This is a genomic window from Agrobacterium sp. LY4, from assembly GCF_001526585.1.
Taxonomy (GTDB): domain Bacteria; phylum Pseudomonadota; class Alphaproteobacteria; order Rhizobiales; family Rhizobiaceae; genus Agrobacterium; species Agrobacterium leguminum.
Genome location: NZ_ASYA01000015.1, coordinates 1 through 17,005 on the forward strand (window position 1 = coordinate 1; position 17,005 = coordinate 17,005).

Annotated in this window: 17 protein-coding genes; 11 read left to right on the forward strand and 6 right to left on the reverse strand. The window is 62.5% G+C overall.

Translation table 11 applies throughout. The annotated features are described in order from the left end of the window. Nucleotides 1-240: 240 nt before the first annotated feature. The 3 genes from L904_RS14845 to L904_RS14855 form a co-directional block, all read right to left on the reverse strand. A complete protein-coding gene (locus L904_RS14845; RefSeq protein ID WP_020809738.1) occupies nt 241-1,017 on the reverse strand; it encodes a YbaY family lipoprotein in 777 nt (258 codons plus the stop codon). Between the two features lie 180 nt (nt 1,018-1,197). After that, nucleotides 1,198-1,722, reverse strand: coding sequence for a heme utilization cystosolic carrier protein HutX (hutX, locus tag L904_RS14850; RefSeq protein ID WP_020809737.1), 525 nt, complete (start codon nt 1,720-1,722; stop codon nt 1,198-1,200). 9 nt (nt 1,723-1,731) lie between these two features. After that, on the reverse strand, nt 1,732-2,079 hold the full coding sequence (locus tag L904_RS14855) for an antibiotic biosynthesis monooxygenase (RefSeq protein WP_003522597.1): 348 nt from the start codon (nt 2,077-2,079) through the stop codon (nt 1,732-1,734). Between the two features lie 187 nt (nt 2,080-2,266). On the opposite strand from L904_RS14855, the gene L904_RS14860 reads away from it, so the two are divergent. From L904_RS14860 to L904_RS14870, 3 genes are read left to right on the forward strand one after another with little or no spacing between them, the layout of a single operon-like run. Then, nucleotides 2,267-3,160, forward strand: coding sequence for a hemin ABC transporter substrate-binding protein (locus L904_RS14860; protein WP_031233725.1), 894 nt, complete (start codon nt 2,267-2,269; stop codon nt 3,158-3,160). Beyond that, nucleotides 3,157-4,245 (forward strand): iron ABC transporter permease, encoded by a 1,089-nt coding sequence (locus L904_RS14865; RefSeq protein ID WP_020809735.1) that lies wholly within the window; start codon nt 3,157-3,159, stop codon nt 4,243-4,245. Before L904_RS14860 ends, L904_RS14865 begins: the two co-directional genes overlap by 4 nt. Beyond that, entirely contained in the window at nt 4,242-5,024 is a 783-nt protein-coding gene (locus L904_RS14870; RefSeq protein WP_020809734.1) for a heme ABC transporter ATP-binding protein, read from the forward strand. Before L904_RS14865 ends, L904_RS14870 begins: the two co-directional genes overlap by 4 nt. 15 nt (nt 5,025-5,039) lie before the next feature. On the opposite strand, the gene L904_RS14875 is transcribed toward L904_RS14870, so the two are convergent. Continuing rightward, the gene (locus L904_RS14875) at nt 5,040-5,396 is read right to left on the reverse strand and encodes a YbaN family protein (RefSeq protein ID WP_020809733.1); all 357 of its coding nucleotides are present in this window, start codon (nt 5,394-5,396) and stop codon (nt 5,040-5,042) included. A 270-nt stretch (nt 5,397-5,666) separates the two neighbouring features. Here L904_RS14875 and L904_RS14880 point away from each other — a divergent pair, with 270 nt between their 5' ends. The 5 genes from L904_RS14880 (at nt 5,667) to L904_RS14900 (ending at nt 9,935) form a co-directional block, all read left to right on the forward strand. Further along, a complete protein-coding gene (locus tag L904_RS14880; RefSeq protein WP_003522591.1) occupies nt 5,667-6,062 on the forward strand; it encodes a VOC family protein in 396 nt (131 codons plus the stop codon). Between the two features lie 23 nt (nt 6,063-6,085). Continuing rightward, nucleotides 6,086-6,799: a uracil-DNA glycosylase gene (gene ung / locus L904_RS14885; protein ID WP_035259732.1), complete on the forward strand. Its 714-nt coding sequence runs from the start codon at nt 6,086-6,088 to the stop codon at nt 6,797-6,799. Between the two features lie 71 nt (nt 6,800-6,870). Further along, nucleotides 6,871-7,947 carry a siderophore-interacting protein gene (locus tag L904_RS14890; protein WP_020809731.1) on the forward strand — a complete coding sequence of 359 codons (1,077 nt, stop codon included), beginning with the start codon at nt 6,871-6,873 and terminating at the stop codon, nt 7,945-7,947. A gap of 163 nt (nt 7,948-8,110) precedes the next feature. Further along, nucleotides 8,111-9,055 carry a VOC family protein gene (locus tag L904_RS14895; protein WP_020809730.1) on the forward strand — a complete coding sequence of 315 codons (945 nt, stop codon included), beginning with the start codon at nt 8,111-8,113 and terminating at the stop codon, nt 9,053-9,055. A 265-nt stretch (nt 9,056-9,320) separates the two neighbouring features. Next, nucleotides 9,321-9,935, forward strand: coding sequence for an alpha/beta hydrolase (locus L904_RS14900; protein ID WP_020809729.1), 615 nt, complete (start codon nt 9,321-9,323; stop codon nt 9,933-9,935). A gap of 54 nt (nt 9,936-9,989) precedes the next feature. Here L904_RS14900 and L904_RS14905 read toward each other — a convergent pair whose 3' ends face one another. Further along, nucleotides 9,990-10,574, reverse strand: coding sequence for a transglycosylase SLT domain-containing protein (locus tag L904_RS14905; RefSeq protein WP_003522586.1), 585 nt, complete (start codon nt 10,572-10,574; stop codon nt 9,990-9,992). A 664-nt stretch (nt 10,575-11,238) separates the two neighbouring features. Between L904_RS14905 and L904_RS14915 the strand changes: the two genes are divergently transcribed. Then, nucleotides 11,239-11,772 (forward strand): transglutaminase-like cysteine peptidase, encoded by a 534-nt coding sequence (locus L904_RS14915; protein WP_020809727.1) that lies wholly within the window; start codon nt 11,239-11,241, stop codon nt 11,770-11,772. Between the two features lie 90 nt (nt 11,773-11,862). On the opposite strand, the gene L904_RS14920 is transcribed toward L904_RS14915, so the two are convergent. Further along, the gene (locus L904_RS14920) at nt 11,863-12,750 is read right to left on the reverse strand and encodes a DMT family transporter (protein ID WP_003522584.1); all 888 of its coding nucleotides are present in this window, start codon (nt 12,748-12,750) and stop codon (nt 11,863-11,865) included. 241 nt (nt 12,751-12,991) lie between these two features. On the opposite strand from L904_RS14920, the gene L904_RS14925 reads away from it, so the two are divergent. Both L904_RS14925 and L904_RS14930 read left to right on the forward strand, forming a co-directional pair. Further along, nucleotides 12,992-14,290, forward strand: a complete 1,299-nt coding sequence (locus L904_RS14925) for an adenylosuccinate synthase (protein WP_003522583.1) — start codon at nt 12,992-12,994, stop codon at nt 14,288-14,290. 70 nt (nt 14,291-14,360) lie between these two features. After that, on the forward strand, nt 14,361-16,658 hold the full coding sequence (locus tag L904_RS14930) for a hypothetical protein (RefSeq protein ID WP_059762585.1): 2,298 nt from the start codon (nt 14,361-14,363) through the stop codon (nt 16,656-16,658). The last annotated feature ends 347 nt before the right edge of the window (nt 16,659-17,005 follow it).

Here is a 17,005-nt window from a genome sequence, read left to right on the forward strand (position 1 = left end):
CGGTCAGAACATAGGATGTCATTCGTTTTCCCTCAAAGACGTCGCGCCGGCATCAGCCAGCGCAGTTCGGCGCGTTCCATAGCGCAGCTCTGCGGCGGAGCAAAGCGTCAAGACGAACGCAGCCAAAGTCATAGGGCGGGAAAGGGCAGCGCGCCGTGCCGGAAGCGACATGGAATGTTCCATGGCCAGCACCATTTGGGCCAGCACGGCGACGCAGGGTGTTTCGGCAGGTTGCCGGCCTCAGGCGCGGCGCAGGCGCATCGCCGTGCGGCCGCGACCGTCGAGCAGTTCGAGCGTGCCGCGGCGCGGCTCCAGCCTGAAGGAGCGGGCGCCCTCCAGCGCTTCGATGAACTGCCGTTCCTGGCGCATGATGTCAGGCACGCAGGCCATCTGGGTGGAAATCATCCGGCCGAAATCGACGCGGTTGCGGCTGATCTTCACCTCGCCGCCGATGCCGTTGCAACCGGCATTGCCGGAAACGCGGCCCTCGCGGGTAATTTCCAGCGTCGCCTGACGGCGGCCGCGAACCCGCTCGCCAAGGATGTCCTGTACCAGCCAGCGCCCATCGATACCGGCTTCCGGCTCCGGCCGGCCCGGGCCGGCACCGACGCGCTCAAGCACGAGGTCGGTATCGTCGCGACCGCCGGTCAGCACCGAATAACGGCGGGTGGTGGTGAAGAGCAGCCGGTCGCGGTCGCGGATTTCGGCGCTCAGCGCATAGGAGCGGCGGCCACGGATGTCGCGGTCATCATAACGCAGCACGAAGGGCACCGGCACCTGCCCACGCGGGCGGATGGTGGTCTCGGCAATCGTCTGCGACCGCGCATCCGCCAGCGAAACGTCGATCAGCCGCACGGTAACGGTCGCGCCCGGCGGCAGGGCGATGCGCTCGCGATAGGAAACGCTGCCGCGCAGGCTTGCCGGTGCGGCAGCCGCGCCGCCCGCTGCAAAAAGCGGCGCAAGCGCAACAAGCCCGGCGAAACTGCGGCGCGAAAGAAGAGGTTGGCGGTCGGTCATGGTGCTTGCTCCGTGCTGGTGCCGATCAAATTTCAGCGGATGATAAAAAACGGCACTGAACGGGCGATGAACCGGTGGTTGTTTTCTCACGCGTGAGCCGGTGAGGTCCCAGGCGAATGATGACGCGTGCGTGCGATTATGAAAGCAGTGGGGAGGCTGCTGGCAGCCTCCCCACGGGTCTCAGCCGCGGAAACCGTCCCGCAGCGCTTCGAACTTCGCCAGTTGCCCGGCCAGCAGTTCCTTGTTCTCGTCGCGGCGGACGAAAATCTTGAACATGGCGCTGCCGGCGGCGTTCATGAACCAGACGGAACAGGAGCGGCGGCCGTGGAAGCCGCGGTCGACGAAGGTGATGCCGGCGCAATTGTCCTTCTTGATGTGACCGCCGATGGGGCTGTCGCCGTGGATGTTGAACCAGCCGTGGCTTTCGCTGCCTTCCGGCAGGTGGCCCGGCACTTCGAACACGATATCGCCGGTCTGCACGATCATCAGGACTTCGCCCCACCCGCGCATCTCGTTCCAGATGGCGTCGAAGCGGTCGGCGGCAGCGGAAACGGCGGCACCTTCCGGCAGGATCGCCAGGATTTCGGCCGGCGTCACCTCGGCCTTGGCGGCGATGGCCTCCACGATACCATCAGGCTTTTCGGCGAGCGCAGCGGCGGCGCGGGCCTGCCTGTCGTCGTCGGTCTTTTGGGCTGCAATGCTCATCGGGCGGCCTCAGGCGGCAATCGAACGGCGTTCGCCATTCTTGTCTTCATGGATGATGACGTCGAAGCCTTCGAAATGCGGGCCGGAGAGATATTCCACCTTACCGCGATTTTCGCCGGCCTTGGCGTGGGCGGCGCGGAACTGTTCGGATTTCGTCCAGGCGAGGAAATCGTCCTTGGTGGCCCAGACGGTGTGCGAGGCATAAAGCGTGTGGTCATCTGCCTTCGGGCCTTTCAGCATGTGAAATTCGATGTAGCCCGGCAATTCGCTCAGATGCGATTTGCGCTCGCGCCAGATGGATTCGAAGGTTTCTTCATAACCCGGCACGACACGAAAACGGTTCATTGCGATAAACATGAAATTCTCCCTTTAAGTTTCCAGTTTGAGTCAGGATATCCAGCCGCGGGGAGGTTGGAAAGGGGTTCACGACAAAGCGAACAAATTTACTCCACTTATCGATTGCGCCGCCCATAAACATGTGTAAAGAACTCAAGATTAATTGGCGCAGGGAAAGCCGCGCCGGGTCGTGTTTCAGGATAGCGCCATGTTGAATTCCCGCCTTCGTTCCTTCGTTTTCGCCGCTCTCGTGCCCGCCGCAATCGCCTTTGCCGCACCTGCCGCCATGGCTTCGGACAAGGGCAATCCGGAAGCGAAACGCATCGTCGCGGTGGGCGGCACGGTCACCGAAATCCTTTATGCGCTGGGCGCAGGAGACCGCGTCGTTGCGCGTGACAGCACCAGCAGCTATCCGGCCGATGCATTTGCCAAGCCGGATATCGGTTACATGCGGGCGCTCTCGTCGGAAGGCATCCTGTCGCAAAAGCCCGATCTCATCCTCTCCGAAGACGGGTCCGGCCCGGCGGATGTCATCGCCATCCTGAAGGCAAGTGCGGTGCCGTTCGTCACCGTCGATACGCCGCCGAGCGGCGACGCCATCCCCAAAAAGATCGAGGATGTCGGCGCGGCAGTCGGTCTTTCTGACAAGGCGAAGGCGCTGGCTGCCGAGACCAAGGCCGGGCTCGATGCGCTCGCCAAAGATGTCGCCGCCGTGCCGGAAAAGGGCAGGAAGCGGGTTCTCTTCGTGCTTTCCACCGCCGGTGGCCGCATCATGGCGGCGGGCAAGGATACAGAAGCCGCCGCGATCATCGAAATGGCAGGTGGCATCAATGCGGCTCAGGAGATCACGGGTTACAAGCCGCTGACGGATGAGGCGGTCATTGCCGCGGCACCCGACGTGGTGCTGACCATGGCGCGCGGCGACCACGCCGCCAAGGCGGATGAGACTTTCGCGCTGCCGGCCTTCCAGTCCACGCCTGCCGCTGCCAGCAAGGCGCTCATCAGCATGGATGGGCTTTATCTCATCGGTTTTGGCCCGCGCACGCCCGCTGCGGGCCGCGAGCTGGCAGCCAAGCTCTATCCTGAGGTGGTGAAGCCGTGAGCCTTGCAGCCTTGAGTTCCGCTGAAGGCAGGGTTGCGGGCGACAGATCCCGTCAGGGGGTCGTCACCCTCGCCGTGCTCGTCGGCATCCTGCTGTTTGCCTGTGGCGTGTCGCTGGTCAGCGGACCCACGGGCGTCGGCATGTCCGAACTCTGGGCTTATTTCACCGGCGGCGCGGATCAGCTCGATGCGCGCGACAGGGTCATTCTCGAGGCGGTTCGTCTGCCTCGCACGGCGCTTGGCATATTGATCGGCGCGGGGCTTGCCGTTTCGGGGGCGATGATGCAGGGCCTGTTTCGCAATCCGCTGGCCGATCCCGGCATTGTCGGCGTCACCTCGGGTGCAGCGCTCTTCGCGGTCGCGGCCATTTCTCTCGGGGAAGGCGCGCTTGCCACCGTCGCCGTGTTTTTCGGCCCGCATTTTCTGCCGCTGATGGCGTTTTTCGGCGGGTTGCTGAACACCTGGGTACTTTACCTGATCGCGACGAAGGATGGCGCCACCTCCACCACCACGCTCATTCTGGCCGGCATCGCGGTGGCGGCGATCAGCGGTGCTTTGACGGGGCTGATGATTTTCATGGCCGATGACCGGGCGCTGCGCGACATTACCTTCTGGTCGCTCGGTTCGCTCGGCGGGGCCACGCCCGCCAAGGTGCTCGCCACCTTGCCCTTCATCGTCATCGTGCTGGCCATCATTCCCTTCGTCGCGCGCGGGCTGGATGCGCTCATTCTGGGCGATGCCGCCGCCTTTCACATGGGCATTCCGGTGCAGCGGCTGAAGCGGATCGTCATTCTGGCCGTTGCCGCCGCCTGCGGGGCAAGCGTGGCGGCGGCCGGCTCGATCGGTTTCGTCGGCATCGTCGTGCCGCATCTTCTGCGGCTCGCCATCGGCCCGTCGCACCGCTTCCTGCTGCCGGCCTCCGCACTTGGCGGGGCAGCACTTCTGCTTCTGGCCGATAGTTTCGCCCGCACCGTCGCGTCACCGGCGGAACTGCCCATCGGCGTCGTCACGGCGCTCATCGGCGCGCCGGTCTTCCTGTTCCTGCTATTGGGACGCGGCGGTTTTTCCATGCGGAACATGTCATGATCCGGGCCGAAAACCTCACTCTCATCCGCTCCGGCCGCCGGCTTCTCGATGCGGTCAGCGTCGATCTGAAGCCCGGCAAGGTCAATGTCATCATCGGCCCCAACGGTGCGGGCAAATCCACGCTGATGAAGGTTCTCTCGGGCGAAATGCGCGCCGAGGGCGGTTCGGTGACCTATAACGACATCGACCTGCCGGCCTTCACGCCGGTCCAGCTCGCCCGTCTCAGGGCCGTGCTGCCGCAGAGCACCCAGCTTGCTTTCCCCTTCACCGCGCTCGAAATCGTGCGGATGGGGGCTGTCGCACAGGGGTCTCGCGCGCCGGAAGAGCAGGCACGCCGCGCGCTCGCCAAGGCCGGGCTGCGCGGTTTCGAGCAGCGGTCCTACAACATGCTCTCCGGCGGTGAGCAGCAGCGGGTGCAGTTTGCCCGGGCGCTGGCGCAGGTGCCGAACCCGATGGAAAATGGCGAGGCGCGGGCGCTCTTCCTCGACGAGCCCACCGCGAGTCTCGATATCGGCCACCAGATCGCGGTGCTGGAAACGGCGCGCGACTTTGCAGGCGGCGGCGGGCTGGTGCTTGCCATCCTGCACGACCTCAACCTTGCGGCGGAATTTGCCGATCAACTTATCGTCATGCATGGCGGCCGGGTGACGGCGAGCGGCCCCTCGCTGGAAACGATCAGCGACGAGACGATTGCAAGGGTCTATGGCATTGGCGGTGTCGTCGGCCGGCTGCCGGCGCGGCATATTCCTTACGTGCTGCCGCAGTCGCGCCACCGTTAAGGACCGTCCTTCGCCTCAGCTTTCCGGCCGGGTGGCGATGAAGAGCGCGGAGCCGAGCATGACGGCGGCGACGATGGCGGCCCGCAGCGGCGGCGGCTCGCTCAGAAACCAGAAAGCGGCGTAACTGACAGACATGGCAGAAAGTGCTGCGACCTTGGCGTTGCGGGCGATTGCGCCGCGTTCGCGCCATCGCCGCAGCGAAGGGCCGAATCTGGGGTGGGCCAGCAGCCATGCCTCGAGTCTTGGCGAGGAGCGGGAAAAACACCAGAGCGCCAGAAGCAGGAACGGCGTGGTGGGCAAAACGGGAAGAAACGCGCCGACAATGCCGGTCGCGACCATAAGCCAGCCAAGACAGAGATAAAGAAGGCGCATGCATAAGCCGGTATCATGAGTTCTCTACTCATGATAGAGCGGCGGCATTGAATCTGTCATCCCTGTTGCCGCAGGTCGTTGTCGCAGAGCCTTACCGCACGGGGCGAAGCAGAGGTTTTCTCCATCACATTTATCGTGATCGGCGTTTGGCCCGTCGGTCTAAAAGCGCCTTTAGGGTTGAAAGCGAAGCACGCAGTCTTTATCCCCTTGGGCCGCGATGCCCGGAGCATAACCGGGCCGTCAAAGGTTGAGAAGAAGAAGGAAAACACCATGGCCAAGCTGATCCACTCGATGGTCCGGGTGCTGGACGAAAAGCGTTCGGTGGAATTTTACAAACAGGCTTTCGGGCTTGAGGTTGCGGAACGCGCCGAGTTCGAAAACTTCACGCTGATCTATCTCAGCAATGCCGAGGGCGATTTCGAGCTGGAACTGACCGTTAACCGGGGTCGCGAAGTGCCCTATGCGCTGGGCGACGGCTATGGTCACCTTGCGGTCAGTGTGGCCGATGTGGATGGCGAGCACCAGCGCTTCACCGAGATCGGCCTTTCCCCCGGAAAAATCATCGAAGCCGATTATAAGGGCCAGCCTTTCGCGAAATACTTTTTCATCTGCGATCCGGATGGTTACAAGATCGAAGTGCTGCAACGCGGCAACCGGTTCAAATAAGCGCGATTATGGGAGAGGCGGGCATGGCAGAGGCAGGCGTCAAACTCGAGGATAGCTGGAAACGCGTTCTTTCCGGCGAATTCGCCAGCCCCTATATGCTCAAGCTGAAGGAGTTCCTGCTTGCCGAAAAGACCGCCGGCAAGCGCATTTTCCCCAGGGGTGCGGATTATTTCCGGGCGCTGGATCTCACGCCTCTCGATGAGGTCAAGGTCGTCATTCTAGGCCAGGACCCTTATCACGGGCTCGGTCAGGCGCATGGGCTGTGCTTTTCCGTCCAGCCCGGCGTGCGCATTCCGCCTTCGCTCGTCAATATCTACAAGGAATTGCAGAGCGATCTCGGCATTCGCCCGGTGGGTCACGGCTTTCTGGAAAGCTGGGCGAAACAGGGCGTGCTTCTGCTCAACAGCGTGCTGACGGTGGAAGAATCCCGCGCCGCCTCGCATCAGGGGCAGGGCTGGGAAAAATTCACCGACGCCGTCATTCGCGCCGTCAACGACGAATGCGACCATGTCGTCTTCCTGCTTTGGGGTTCCTATGCCCAGAAAAAGGCGGCCTTCGTGGACCAGCGCAAGCATCTCGTGCTGCGCTCGCCGCATCCGTCCCCGCTTTCGGCCCATAACGGCTTTTTCGGCAATGGCCATTTTTCCAAGGCAAACGCCTTTCTCGCCTCCCATGGCCGCCAGCCGATCGACTGGCAATTGCCGGAAACGGTGGGAAGCGACAAAAACCTTCTCTAGACACTCATAAAATACCTTTACGCTTCGCGGTTGTCGGGATTAAAGATAACCGGACTGCAAAGTGAAGGATTATGCCCGTGTCTCTCCTGTCTGCCGAAACCTCCGTCTCGCTGCCCGATCCGCTGTCGATCGTCGATGCTTTCGAGGATCATTTTTCCGAGCATATGGAGATGGAACGCGAAGGCGCGACAGTGCGGTTCAGGACGGAATACGGCCATGGCAGCTTCAGCGCCGAGGGCGGCCGTTTCGCCGCAAGGGTGAGCTGCATTTCCGAACATATATTGATGTCGGTAAAGGCCATGGTGGCCGAGCATATCGTCGAATTCTCCGGCGAGACGGGGCTGGATTTCCGCTGGAGCGGCCATGGCGCGCAACAGCGTGAGCTGCCCAATCTCTTCGTCGGCAAGGTCGCCCGCGCCTATAATCTGACGCCGCATATGCGCCGGCTGGTGGTTTCCGTCGAAAGCGGCATCGAAAGGCTGCTGACCGGCGGCATGCATGTGCGCCTGCTTCTGGTGCCGGATCAGGCCCGCGCGCCGGTCTGGCCTTATCTTGCGCCCACCGGGGCCATCGTCTGGCCGGCGGGCGACGATCTTCTCACACGGCGTGTCTACACCATCCGTTCCGGCGATATCGCGCGCGGTGAAGTCGATATCGATTTCGTCATGCATGAGGGCGACCACATGCCGGGCGCAACCTTCGGCGCGACGGCGAAGCCCGGCGATGTTCTCGGCATCATCGGCCCGAGCGGTGTTTGCCCGGAAGCCGAGCGTTATGTCTTTGCCGGTGACGAGACGGCGCTGCCGGTGATGCTGCGCATGGCGGCCGAAATGCCGGCCGGCAAAAAGCTCAGCGTCTATGCGGAAATCGACGATGAAGCCGAGCGGCAGGAGATCGTCTGCGCGGCAAATGTCGAGTGGACATGGCTTTATCGCCGCGGCAAGCCCGCCGGCACATCCGGCCTCATCGAAAAGGCGCTGCGCGACCATGGCTGGAGCGCGGATCATGACGGCCTGCATGTCTTTGTCGCCTGCGAAAAATCCGAGGCGAGGGCGGCAAAATCCTTCCTTACCGACGAGATTTCTTTCCCGAAAGCATCGCTGCGCGCTGTCGGCTACTGGACCCTGGGCGTCGCCGACGATCATTGAGCTGCCCTATCGGGCTCGTTGAACAGTCGGTTTTATCGTTCATCATTCGGGAACAATCCGTTCCCGTTGTCCTCTCTATGCCTGAGAGCGCTGTTACCCCATCTTTACGCCATGAACAGGGCAGGCCCCAACCGTGAGGCCCGCCAGGCAAAAGGGGTTTATCATGCTCAACCAGATCAAGGGCCTGCACCACGTCACGTCCATGGCGGCGAGCGCGCGCCAGAACAACAGTTTTTTCACCGATACGCTCGGCCTGCGCCGGGTTAAAAAGACGGTCAATTTCGACGCGCCTGACGTCTATCATCTCTATTATGGCGATGAAGTCGGCACGCCTGGCTCCGTCATGACCTATTTTCCGTTCCCGCATATCGCCCGCGGTCGTCCCGGCACCGGTGAGGTAGGCACGACGCTGTTTTCCGTTCCGGAAGGATCGCTCGGCTACTGGCAGGACCGCCTTTCCAAGGCCGGCGTGGATGGCCTGAAGGCCGATGAAGCCTTCGGTAACAAGCGCCTGCATTTCGCAGGTCCCGATGGCGACGGCTTTGCGCTGGTCGAGGTCAGGGATGACAACCGTGCGCAGTGGATCGGCAACGGCGTCGGCGCGGATCAGGCGATCCATGGTTTTCAGGGTGCGTCGCTGCGACTTCGCGATGAAGGTGCGACCGCCGAGCTTTTGAAATTCATGGGCTATCAGGAAGTGGATCGTCAGGATGGCGTTCTGCGCCTCGGTATTCCCGGCGGCAACGGTGCCGATTTCATCGACATCGAAACCATGCCGAATATTTCTGGCGCGCGGCTGGGTGCGGGGTCCGTGCACCACATCGCCTTTGCGGTCGAAAACCGCGAAAAGCAGCTGGAGGTGCGCAAGGCGCTGATGGATACCGGCTATCAGGTGACACCGGTGATCGATCGCGATTATTTCTGGGCGATCTATTTCCGCACGCCGGGCGGCGTGCTGTTCGAAGTGGCGACCAACGAGCCCGGTTTCGACCGCGACGAGGACACCGCCCATCTCGGTGAGGCGCTGAAGCTGCCGACCCAGCACGCGCATCTGCGCTCCGTGCTGGAAGAGCATCTGGAGCCGCTGGGGGACGAGAAGGCGGTTTGACCGTCCGGGGCTTGGCCATTGAGTTTGGCAGGACGTGGCGTCCCGTTTCTTCTCCCCATCGGGGAGAAGGTGGCCCGAAGGGTCGGATGAGGGGGCAACGTTGCCGCATATCTCTACCCTTGCCCCCTCATCCCGCTGCCGCGACCTTCTCCCCCTCGGGGAGAAGAAACCAGCGGAAGCCCCTTGCTCCACGTGAGATTTCCGCGCCTGGCTGAGAAGCCGCGCGGAAGCCGTTGAACCTCTTCCTTTCAGAAAGGATCCTCCCATGACCAGGGACAGCTATTTCCACAAATCCCGCGCCGGCGTTGCCGGTGCACCGCTTTTCGTTTTGCTGCACGGCACCGGCGGCGATGAAAACCAGTTCTTCGATTTCGGCTCGCGCCTGCTGCCTGAGGCGACCATTCTCTCACCCGTTGGCGATGTCTCCGAACATGGCGCGGCGCGGTTTTTCCGGCGCACGGGAGAGGGCGTCTACGACATGGCCGACCTTCAACGGGCGACCGTCAAGATGGCGGACTTCATCAGGGCGAACCGGGAGCATTATCAGGCCGGTCCGATCGTCGGCCTCGGCTTTTCCAACGGCGCGAATATTCTCGCCAATGTGCTGATCGAAGAACCCGGGCTTTTCGATGCGGCGGTGCTGATGCATCCGCTCATCCCGTTCGAGCCGAAGACTTCTCCTGCCAAGGCCTCGCGCCGGGTGCTGATCACGGCCGGCGAGCGCGATCCGATCTGCCCGGTGCCGCTGACGAAGGCGCTGGAACAGAGCCTCAAGGCACAGGGCGGTACGGTGGAAACCGTGTGGCATCCGGGCGGACATGAAATCCGCTCCGGCGAGATCGATGCGGTCAGGGGTTTTCTGGCGGCTTATAATGCTTAACTGGATGTCTGCGCCATGCCGGCTTTTAAGCCGGCATTCGCCTGTGCCGCCGCCTCAGCGATATCCGCATTGCTGCAACTGCGCCTCGTAACGCAGCGCCATGTTGGCGGAGCGGCGGGCGGCCTTCTGGACCGCGGAATTGTTGCGCCAGCTGCCCTTCGCATAACCGGCATGGCCGGAGTAATAGGCGAGGTAGAGATTATAGGGGTCGTTCAGCGAAATGCCGTTTTCGCGCCGGCTCTTGGCATGATACCAGCCGACGAAGTGGATGGCATCGGTGAAATCGGTGCGGCTTGCCGACCAGCGGCCGGTTTCACGCTGGTAAACGCTCCATGTGCCGTCCAGCGCCTGTGCATAACCATACGCGCTCGACTGGCGTGTCCAGGGAATGAAACCGAGAAGCTTGGTGCGCGGCGGCCGCGCATAGGGGCGGAAGGCGGATTCGGTATAGATCGTCGCCATCATGACAGGCACGGGCACGCCGAATTCGCGCTCAGCCGCTTTCGCATCGCGCCGCCAGTTGTTGAAGATGCCGTTCCGCTGCTCGAAAATCGCACAGGCATTGGTCACCTGCGACGGTGCGGTGGCGCAGCCGGCCAGAACGAGCATCAGAAAAACAACGGCAAATACGCCACGCATAACGGAACCCTTTCGTTCCGCTATTCTTAAATTGCTAACCATTAACGTCGGGTTTTAAGACAAGGTTAATTCAAATGCCGCCGATCGGCCGGCCGTTAACCCGCTGAAAATTCCTGTGGCCGGGATGGGGCGAGGCCGCCTCCCCGGCGCCTTCTTTCAAGAAGCGTTCATCCCCGCACGTCCACGGTCCCGCCGGCCCGGCTATACTTTGCCCATCCCGGTCATCAGGCGTGCGCGCGGCGCAAGGTGGGCGGGGCAGGCGGCCGAAACCGGGGAGTTTCCCGATGTCACGGTTGAGGCGGCCGGCATATGCCCATCCTCCAAACAGGAACCGGTTTGGCGGACGGGTCATATGTTTCAAGCCGGGGCCGCATCGTCTGCAAACCCTGCAATACCCTTTGATACCCCCCGCAGCGATGCGGCCCCTATATCGCTTCCCAACGTTGCCGCGGAATTCGCGGTGACGGTATCGGCGCATATTCGAAAAAAAGCGTCCGCTGTACAAAAATGAAAACCGATAAAATTGTAGCAATCGGCTTAAAGCGGCTGAAAACAGTGCTGTGCCATTGTGGGATCACAGACGGGGAGCGGCCCTTCAAGAGGCGCTCCACAAAACAGAAATCGAGACCGGCACAAGCCGGCGGATCGCAAAACGGGGTATGAAATGCTGAAGAAGATTATTGCTGCCGCCATCTGCGGAATTGCCGTTGCTTCCATGTCCAATCATGCCGACGCGGCTGGCGCTGCCGGTTTTGCCCGCGGTTTTGCCGCCGTCGAGAAGTCTGCGGTGACGCAGATCGGTGTTTCGGCACCGGGCGGTTTCGACGGCTGCGTTCTTTCCGCCGGCCAATGCGTCTCCACCATCGCCGCGCCGCTGACCGGTGAGCGCCGCGAGGAACTGCTGCGCGTCAACCGCGATGTGAACGCCACCATGGGCGCGCTCGACGATTATTTCTCCGGTTTTGCAACCGATGTTCCGGCAACGCCGCCGTTGAGCCTTGGCGATTGCGGTGACTGCGCCGCCATCAAGCGCACGGCCCTTGCCGGCGCCGGCTGGTCCTCCAGCGCGCTGCGCCTTGCCTTTTCGCTGAACAATGACGGATCGCTCGAAAAAGTGCTGATCGTCACCACCGACAAGGGCGAGATCGTCCTTGGCAACGCCGTCTTTTCTCCGGCCGAGCGCGAAACCGCGCTCTGACCTTTCGTTCGAGCATCGGAAAGATTTTCGGTCCGATGCTCCATTCTTTCATGCCTGCCAGACTGCGCCGGTTTTCCTGACCCTGTTGGTTCAGGAAGCCGGCGATTTTTTTCGTTCCGCGACGGCAATGCCCGCCAGCGCCATGATAAGAGCGACGATCTGATAGGTGTGCAGCGTCTCGCTGAGCACGATAACCGATAGCAGGGTGCCGAAGACGGGTACGAGGTTGATGAAGAGGCCGGCGCGGTTGGCGCCGATCTGTTCAACGCCCTTGATGTACAGGATCTGCGCGACGAGAGAGGCAAAAATGGCGGCATAGACCACCAGCACCCAGCCCTTCTGATCCGGCCAGACGACGCTCTCGCGTGAGATTTCCCAGAAGATCAGCGGCACCGAGGTAACGAGGGCAAAGAAGGCGGGGATGGCCATCAGCGTGCGCCAGTCGACGGCGGGTTTCCAGCGCAGGATGACGGTGTAGATGGCATAGACCAGCACGGCGAGCAGCATGATCGCGTCGCCGACATTCATTTCCAGTTGCAGCAGCGAGACCGGATCGCCATGCGAGGCGAGAAGCGCCACGCCGGCGATGGTGAGGCAGAAGCCGGCGATCTGGCCGAACAGCACGCGGGTGCGGAACAGCATGAAATTCAGCACGAAGATGACCATGGGAATGCCGGCCTGGATGACGGCGGCGTTGATGGCCGAGGTGTGTTGCAGAGCCGTGTAGAGAAACACGTTGAAGGCGGTATAACCGACGCTGCCAAGCACGAGGAAATAGGGCAGGCGTTTTTTCACCACCGGCCAGTCCTTGATGAGCTGCGGCACGGAAATGGCGAAGATGATGGCGACGGCGAAGACCCAGCGCAGGAAGGTGAAGGCCATGGGGCTGATGTGGCCAACGGCCAGCTTGCCGGCAACGGTGTTGCCGCCCCAGCAGAGCGTGGCGATGATGAGGGCGATATAGGCTTTGGAGGGCACGCTGATGTTTCGCTTCTTCACGGGGCGGGAAAACGGCTAAGGGGTGAATGGCGGTCTTGCGCCCGCGCCTGGCCCCCACGGGGCGAGATAATGCGGGAAATCCGCGCCTTGTCACGGAAAAAGCAAAATTCTCCATAAGAAACAGGGTCGCTTTCCGTAAAACAACACAGTATACATTCGCGGGTTTGGGTTTCCCATCGGGTTATCGGGCGCGCAAGCGCCATGAGCAGGAAAGCAAGAAATGACGAATGTTGTGGTGGTCGGCTCGCAGTGGGGCGACGAAGGCAAAGGCAAGATTGTCGACTGGCTGTCCGAGCGGGCAGATGTCGTCGTGCGGTATCAGGGCGGCCACAATGCCGGCCATACGCTTGTCATCGATGGCATCAGCTACAAGCTTTCGCTTCTGCCGTCCGGCGTCGTGCGTCCCGGCAAGCTCGCCGTCATCGGCAATGGCGTCGTGGTCGATCCGCATGCGCTGATCGCCGAAATCGGCCGTCTGGAAGCGCAGGGCGTGAAGGTTACCCCGGAAAACCTGCGTATCGCCGACAATGCCACCCTCATTCTTTCGCTGCACCGCGAGCTGGACGGCATGCGCGAAGACGCGGCCTCGAACAGCGGCACGAAGATCGGCACCACCCGCCGCGGCATCGGCCCGGCCTATGAGGACAAGGTTGGCCGCCGCGCCATCCGCGTCATGGATCTCGCCGACATGGAGGCGCTTTCCGCCAAGGTCGATCGCATCCTGACGCATCACAATGCGCTTCGCCGCGGTTTCGGTGCAACCGAAGTCTCGCACGAGACGATCATGGAAGAGCTGGGCTCGATTGCCGAGCGCATCCTGCCGTTCAGCGAAACCGTCTGGCTGCTGCTCGACAAGAAGCGCCGCGCCGGTGCGCGCATCCTGTTCGAAGGCGCGCAGGGCTCGCTGCTCGATATCGACCACGGCACATACCCCTATGTGACCTCTTCCAACACGGTTGCCGGCCAGGCCGCCGCCGGTTCGGGCATGGGTCCGGGTTCGCTGGGTTATATTCTCGGCATCACCAAGGCTTACACCACCCGCGTCGGCGAAGGTCCGTTCCCGACCGAGCTGAACGATGAGATCGGTCAGTTCCTCGGCGAAAAGGGCCATGAATTCGGCACCGTCACCGGCCGCAAGCGCCGCTGCGGCTGGTTCGACGCCGCACTGGTGCGCCAGTCGGTCGCCACCAATGGTATTACCGGCATCGCGCTCACCAAGCTTGACGTGCTTGACGGTCTCGACGAGCTGAAAATCTGCGTCGGTTACAAGCTGGACGGGCAGGAAATCGACCATCTTCCGGCCAGCCAGGGCGCGCAGGCGCGCGTCGAGCCGATCTACGTCACGCTGGAAGGCTGGAAGGAATCTACCGTCGGTGCCCGAAAATGGGCGGATTTGCCTGCTCAGGCAATCAAATATGTCCGTCAGGTCGAGGAATTGATCGGGGCGCCTGTCGCACTTCTGTCGACAAGTCCGGAGCGTGACGACACCATACTTGTGACTGATCCGTTTGAGGATTAATGTCCTCGGCGATCTAGATTCATAAACCATATCGGGCCGGTACGTCGCCGGTCACGACGAGAAAGTGCTTATGGCGGATTTTGTAGCAGTCATTCGCAAGGCCGTGGATGGCTTGGCGAACAATACTCCCGAAAACCGGGCGAAGGTTTACGACAAGGCGCGCAGTGCGGTTGTGCGCCAACTCGAGAATATGAAGCCACGTCCGCCGGAAGAATTGTTGCGCCGGCAGATCGCCAAGCTGGACGCCGCCATAGCCGAGGTGGACAGCGAATATGCCGAGGCGCTTCCGGCGCTGGAGGAAGATGACGCTGTCTCTCCCGCTGCGGAAGAGACGGCGGCATCCTATTACCAGCAGGATGCTGCCGACGAAGACGAGGCCCGCGCCGCCGAGCCGGCAGAGGATGCCGACCGGGAAGAGGCGCGGCACGAGCCGGCCTACGAAGAGCCCGCATCCGCTGAACCCGCGCAATCGGAGCCGGCTTACGAAGACGCGGCCGAAGAGGAAGAGCCCCGACACGCTGACACCGCTGCCGATGAGGAGCAGCATCACGGCGACCGCGAGCCGGAAGAGCTTTATGATGCGCCGGAAACGGTTCATGCCGCTCCCGCCCCGGCGCACGCTTCCGACGAAGCCGTCGGCACCTATTTCACACGGGCGGATGAAGAGCCGGCTCACCAGCCGGAGCCTGAAACGGCGCTTGGCGCTGCCGATGATTCCGTTCCCTCCCATTGGGCGCAGCCGGTGGATGAGGATGACTGGCGCAAGCTCGACGAAGCGCAGGACGACGATGTGCGTCCCGCCGCCGAGGAATATGAAGAGGTTCGCAACGAGACCGACGAACGTCCGCTCGTTGCCGGTTATGCCGCGCAGCATTACCAGGAGCCGGAAGTAAGTTTCGAGCCCGCCCCTTACGAAAAGGATGAGCGGCGCGAGGCGGACGACCATTTCGGCCCCGCCGCCGTGGAGCATGCTCCGGCGTTTGGTGGCCGGCACGATTTTGACGACCATCGCCAGCCGCAAGAGCAGGCTCCGAAAAAGGCGGCCGTGGTCGAGGATTTCTCGTCCTATTTCCAGGATGCGGATATTGCCATTCCCGCCAAGGACGCGCCGGCGCTGCCGCGCGCGGATAACGATCTCTTCGGCGATCAGGCAGCAGTGGCAAAGGACAACAAGGAACGCACGCCCTGGGACGATCTGGACGAGCTGATCGGTTATGACGGCGCATCGTCCTCCACCCGTCAGGCTTCGGGCGAAACGAATGGCGTGGGCGCTGCCGCCGCAACGCCCGCCTATATGGTCAAGAAGAAGCCGCGCCGCAATTATGCGTCGCTGGTGCTGGCCCTTGTCGGCGTGGCGCTGCTTGCCGGCGGCGGTTATGCCGTGTGGATGAACCGCGATGCGCTGAACGATATGGTCGGCGGGCTGGTCAGTTCCGCACAGAACGGCGGCACCAGCCAGACGGCTTCGAACGGCACGGGTGAGGCGCAGACTTCGACACCGCCGGCGACCCAGCAGCCGCCTGCGACGGGGCAGCAGCCGACAACCCCGACCAACCATCAGACCCCGACCCATGGCGATGACGGCTCCGTCACCGGCACCAAGTTCACCCAGCGGCTTCTGGCCGACGGCACCGAGCGTGACGAGGGACCTGCCGCCGGTGCGAACGGCCAGCCGGTCACCGCCGAAGGCCAGTCGGTCTATGAGCAGAATGTCGCGCCGCCGCCTGCGGGCGAGGCTCCGGCCAACAATGCCGGTGCGCCCGCCGGAACACCTGCCGGCACGCCGCCGGCGCAGCAGCCTGCGGCCGCTGCCGGCGACCGCATGTTCCTTTATGAGGAAGTGCTGGGCCAGACGGTGCCGACCGCCATTCAGGGCAGCGTTTCCTGGTCGCTGCAGCAGGAAAACGACGGTGAGGGCAAACCCTCTCCGACCGTGCAGGGCCAGATCACCGTTCCCGGCCGTGGCCTCAGCGCGCTTATCACCTTCAAGCGCAATACCGATCCGTCGCTGCCGGCCAGCCATCTGATCGAGATCGTCTTCTCGGTTTCGCCCGGCTTCGAAGGCGGCGCTATCGACAGCGTCCAGCGCATCGCGATGAAGAGCACCGAGCAGGATCGCGGCAACGCGCTGATCGCGGTTCCGGCCAAGATCACCGACGATTTCCACATGATCGCGCTCAACGACTTCCCGGATGCGATGAAGACCAATCTGGAGCTTCTGAAGAGCCGCAACTGGATCGATATCCCGGTTTCCTACCGCAACGGCCGGCGTGCGCTGCTGACCCTGCAAAAGGGCAATGACGGCATCGCCGCCTTCGACAAGGCGCTCAGCGAATGGGCGGCGGCAACGCCGGCGACCGGGCAGTGATGGTTTAAGGGCGGCTCAGGCCGCCCTTTTTGTTATATGGCAAAGGGCGACGTGCTTGTGGAATGGCTGCGGCGTTGTCTTTGCTTTGTCGGGTGATGGGTTTTGGTGATGTGGGTGGGTGCGGCTCACCCCCCTCTGCCCTGCCGGGCATCTCCCCCACAGGTGGGGAGATCGACTCGCGGCGAGGTTTCGCTTTTCTTGACGGTCGGAGATAACGCAACGCAGCTCGTCTTGCCGATCTCCCTCTTTGTGGGGGAGATGCCCGGCAGGGCAGAGGGGGGTAAGCGGCATACTCCGAAATGCGGATATTTTCCCTACCGCTTCTCCTCCAGCACAATCATGGGTCT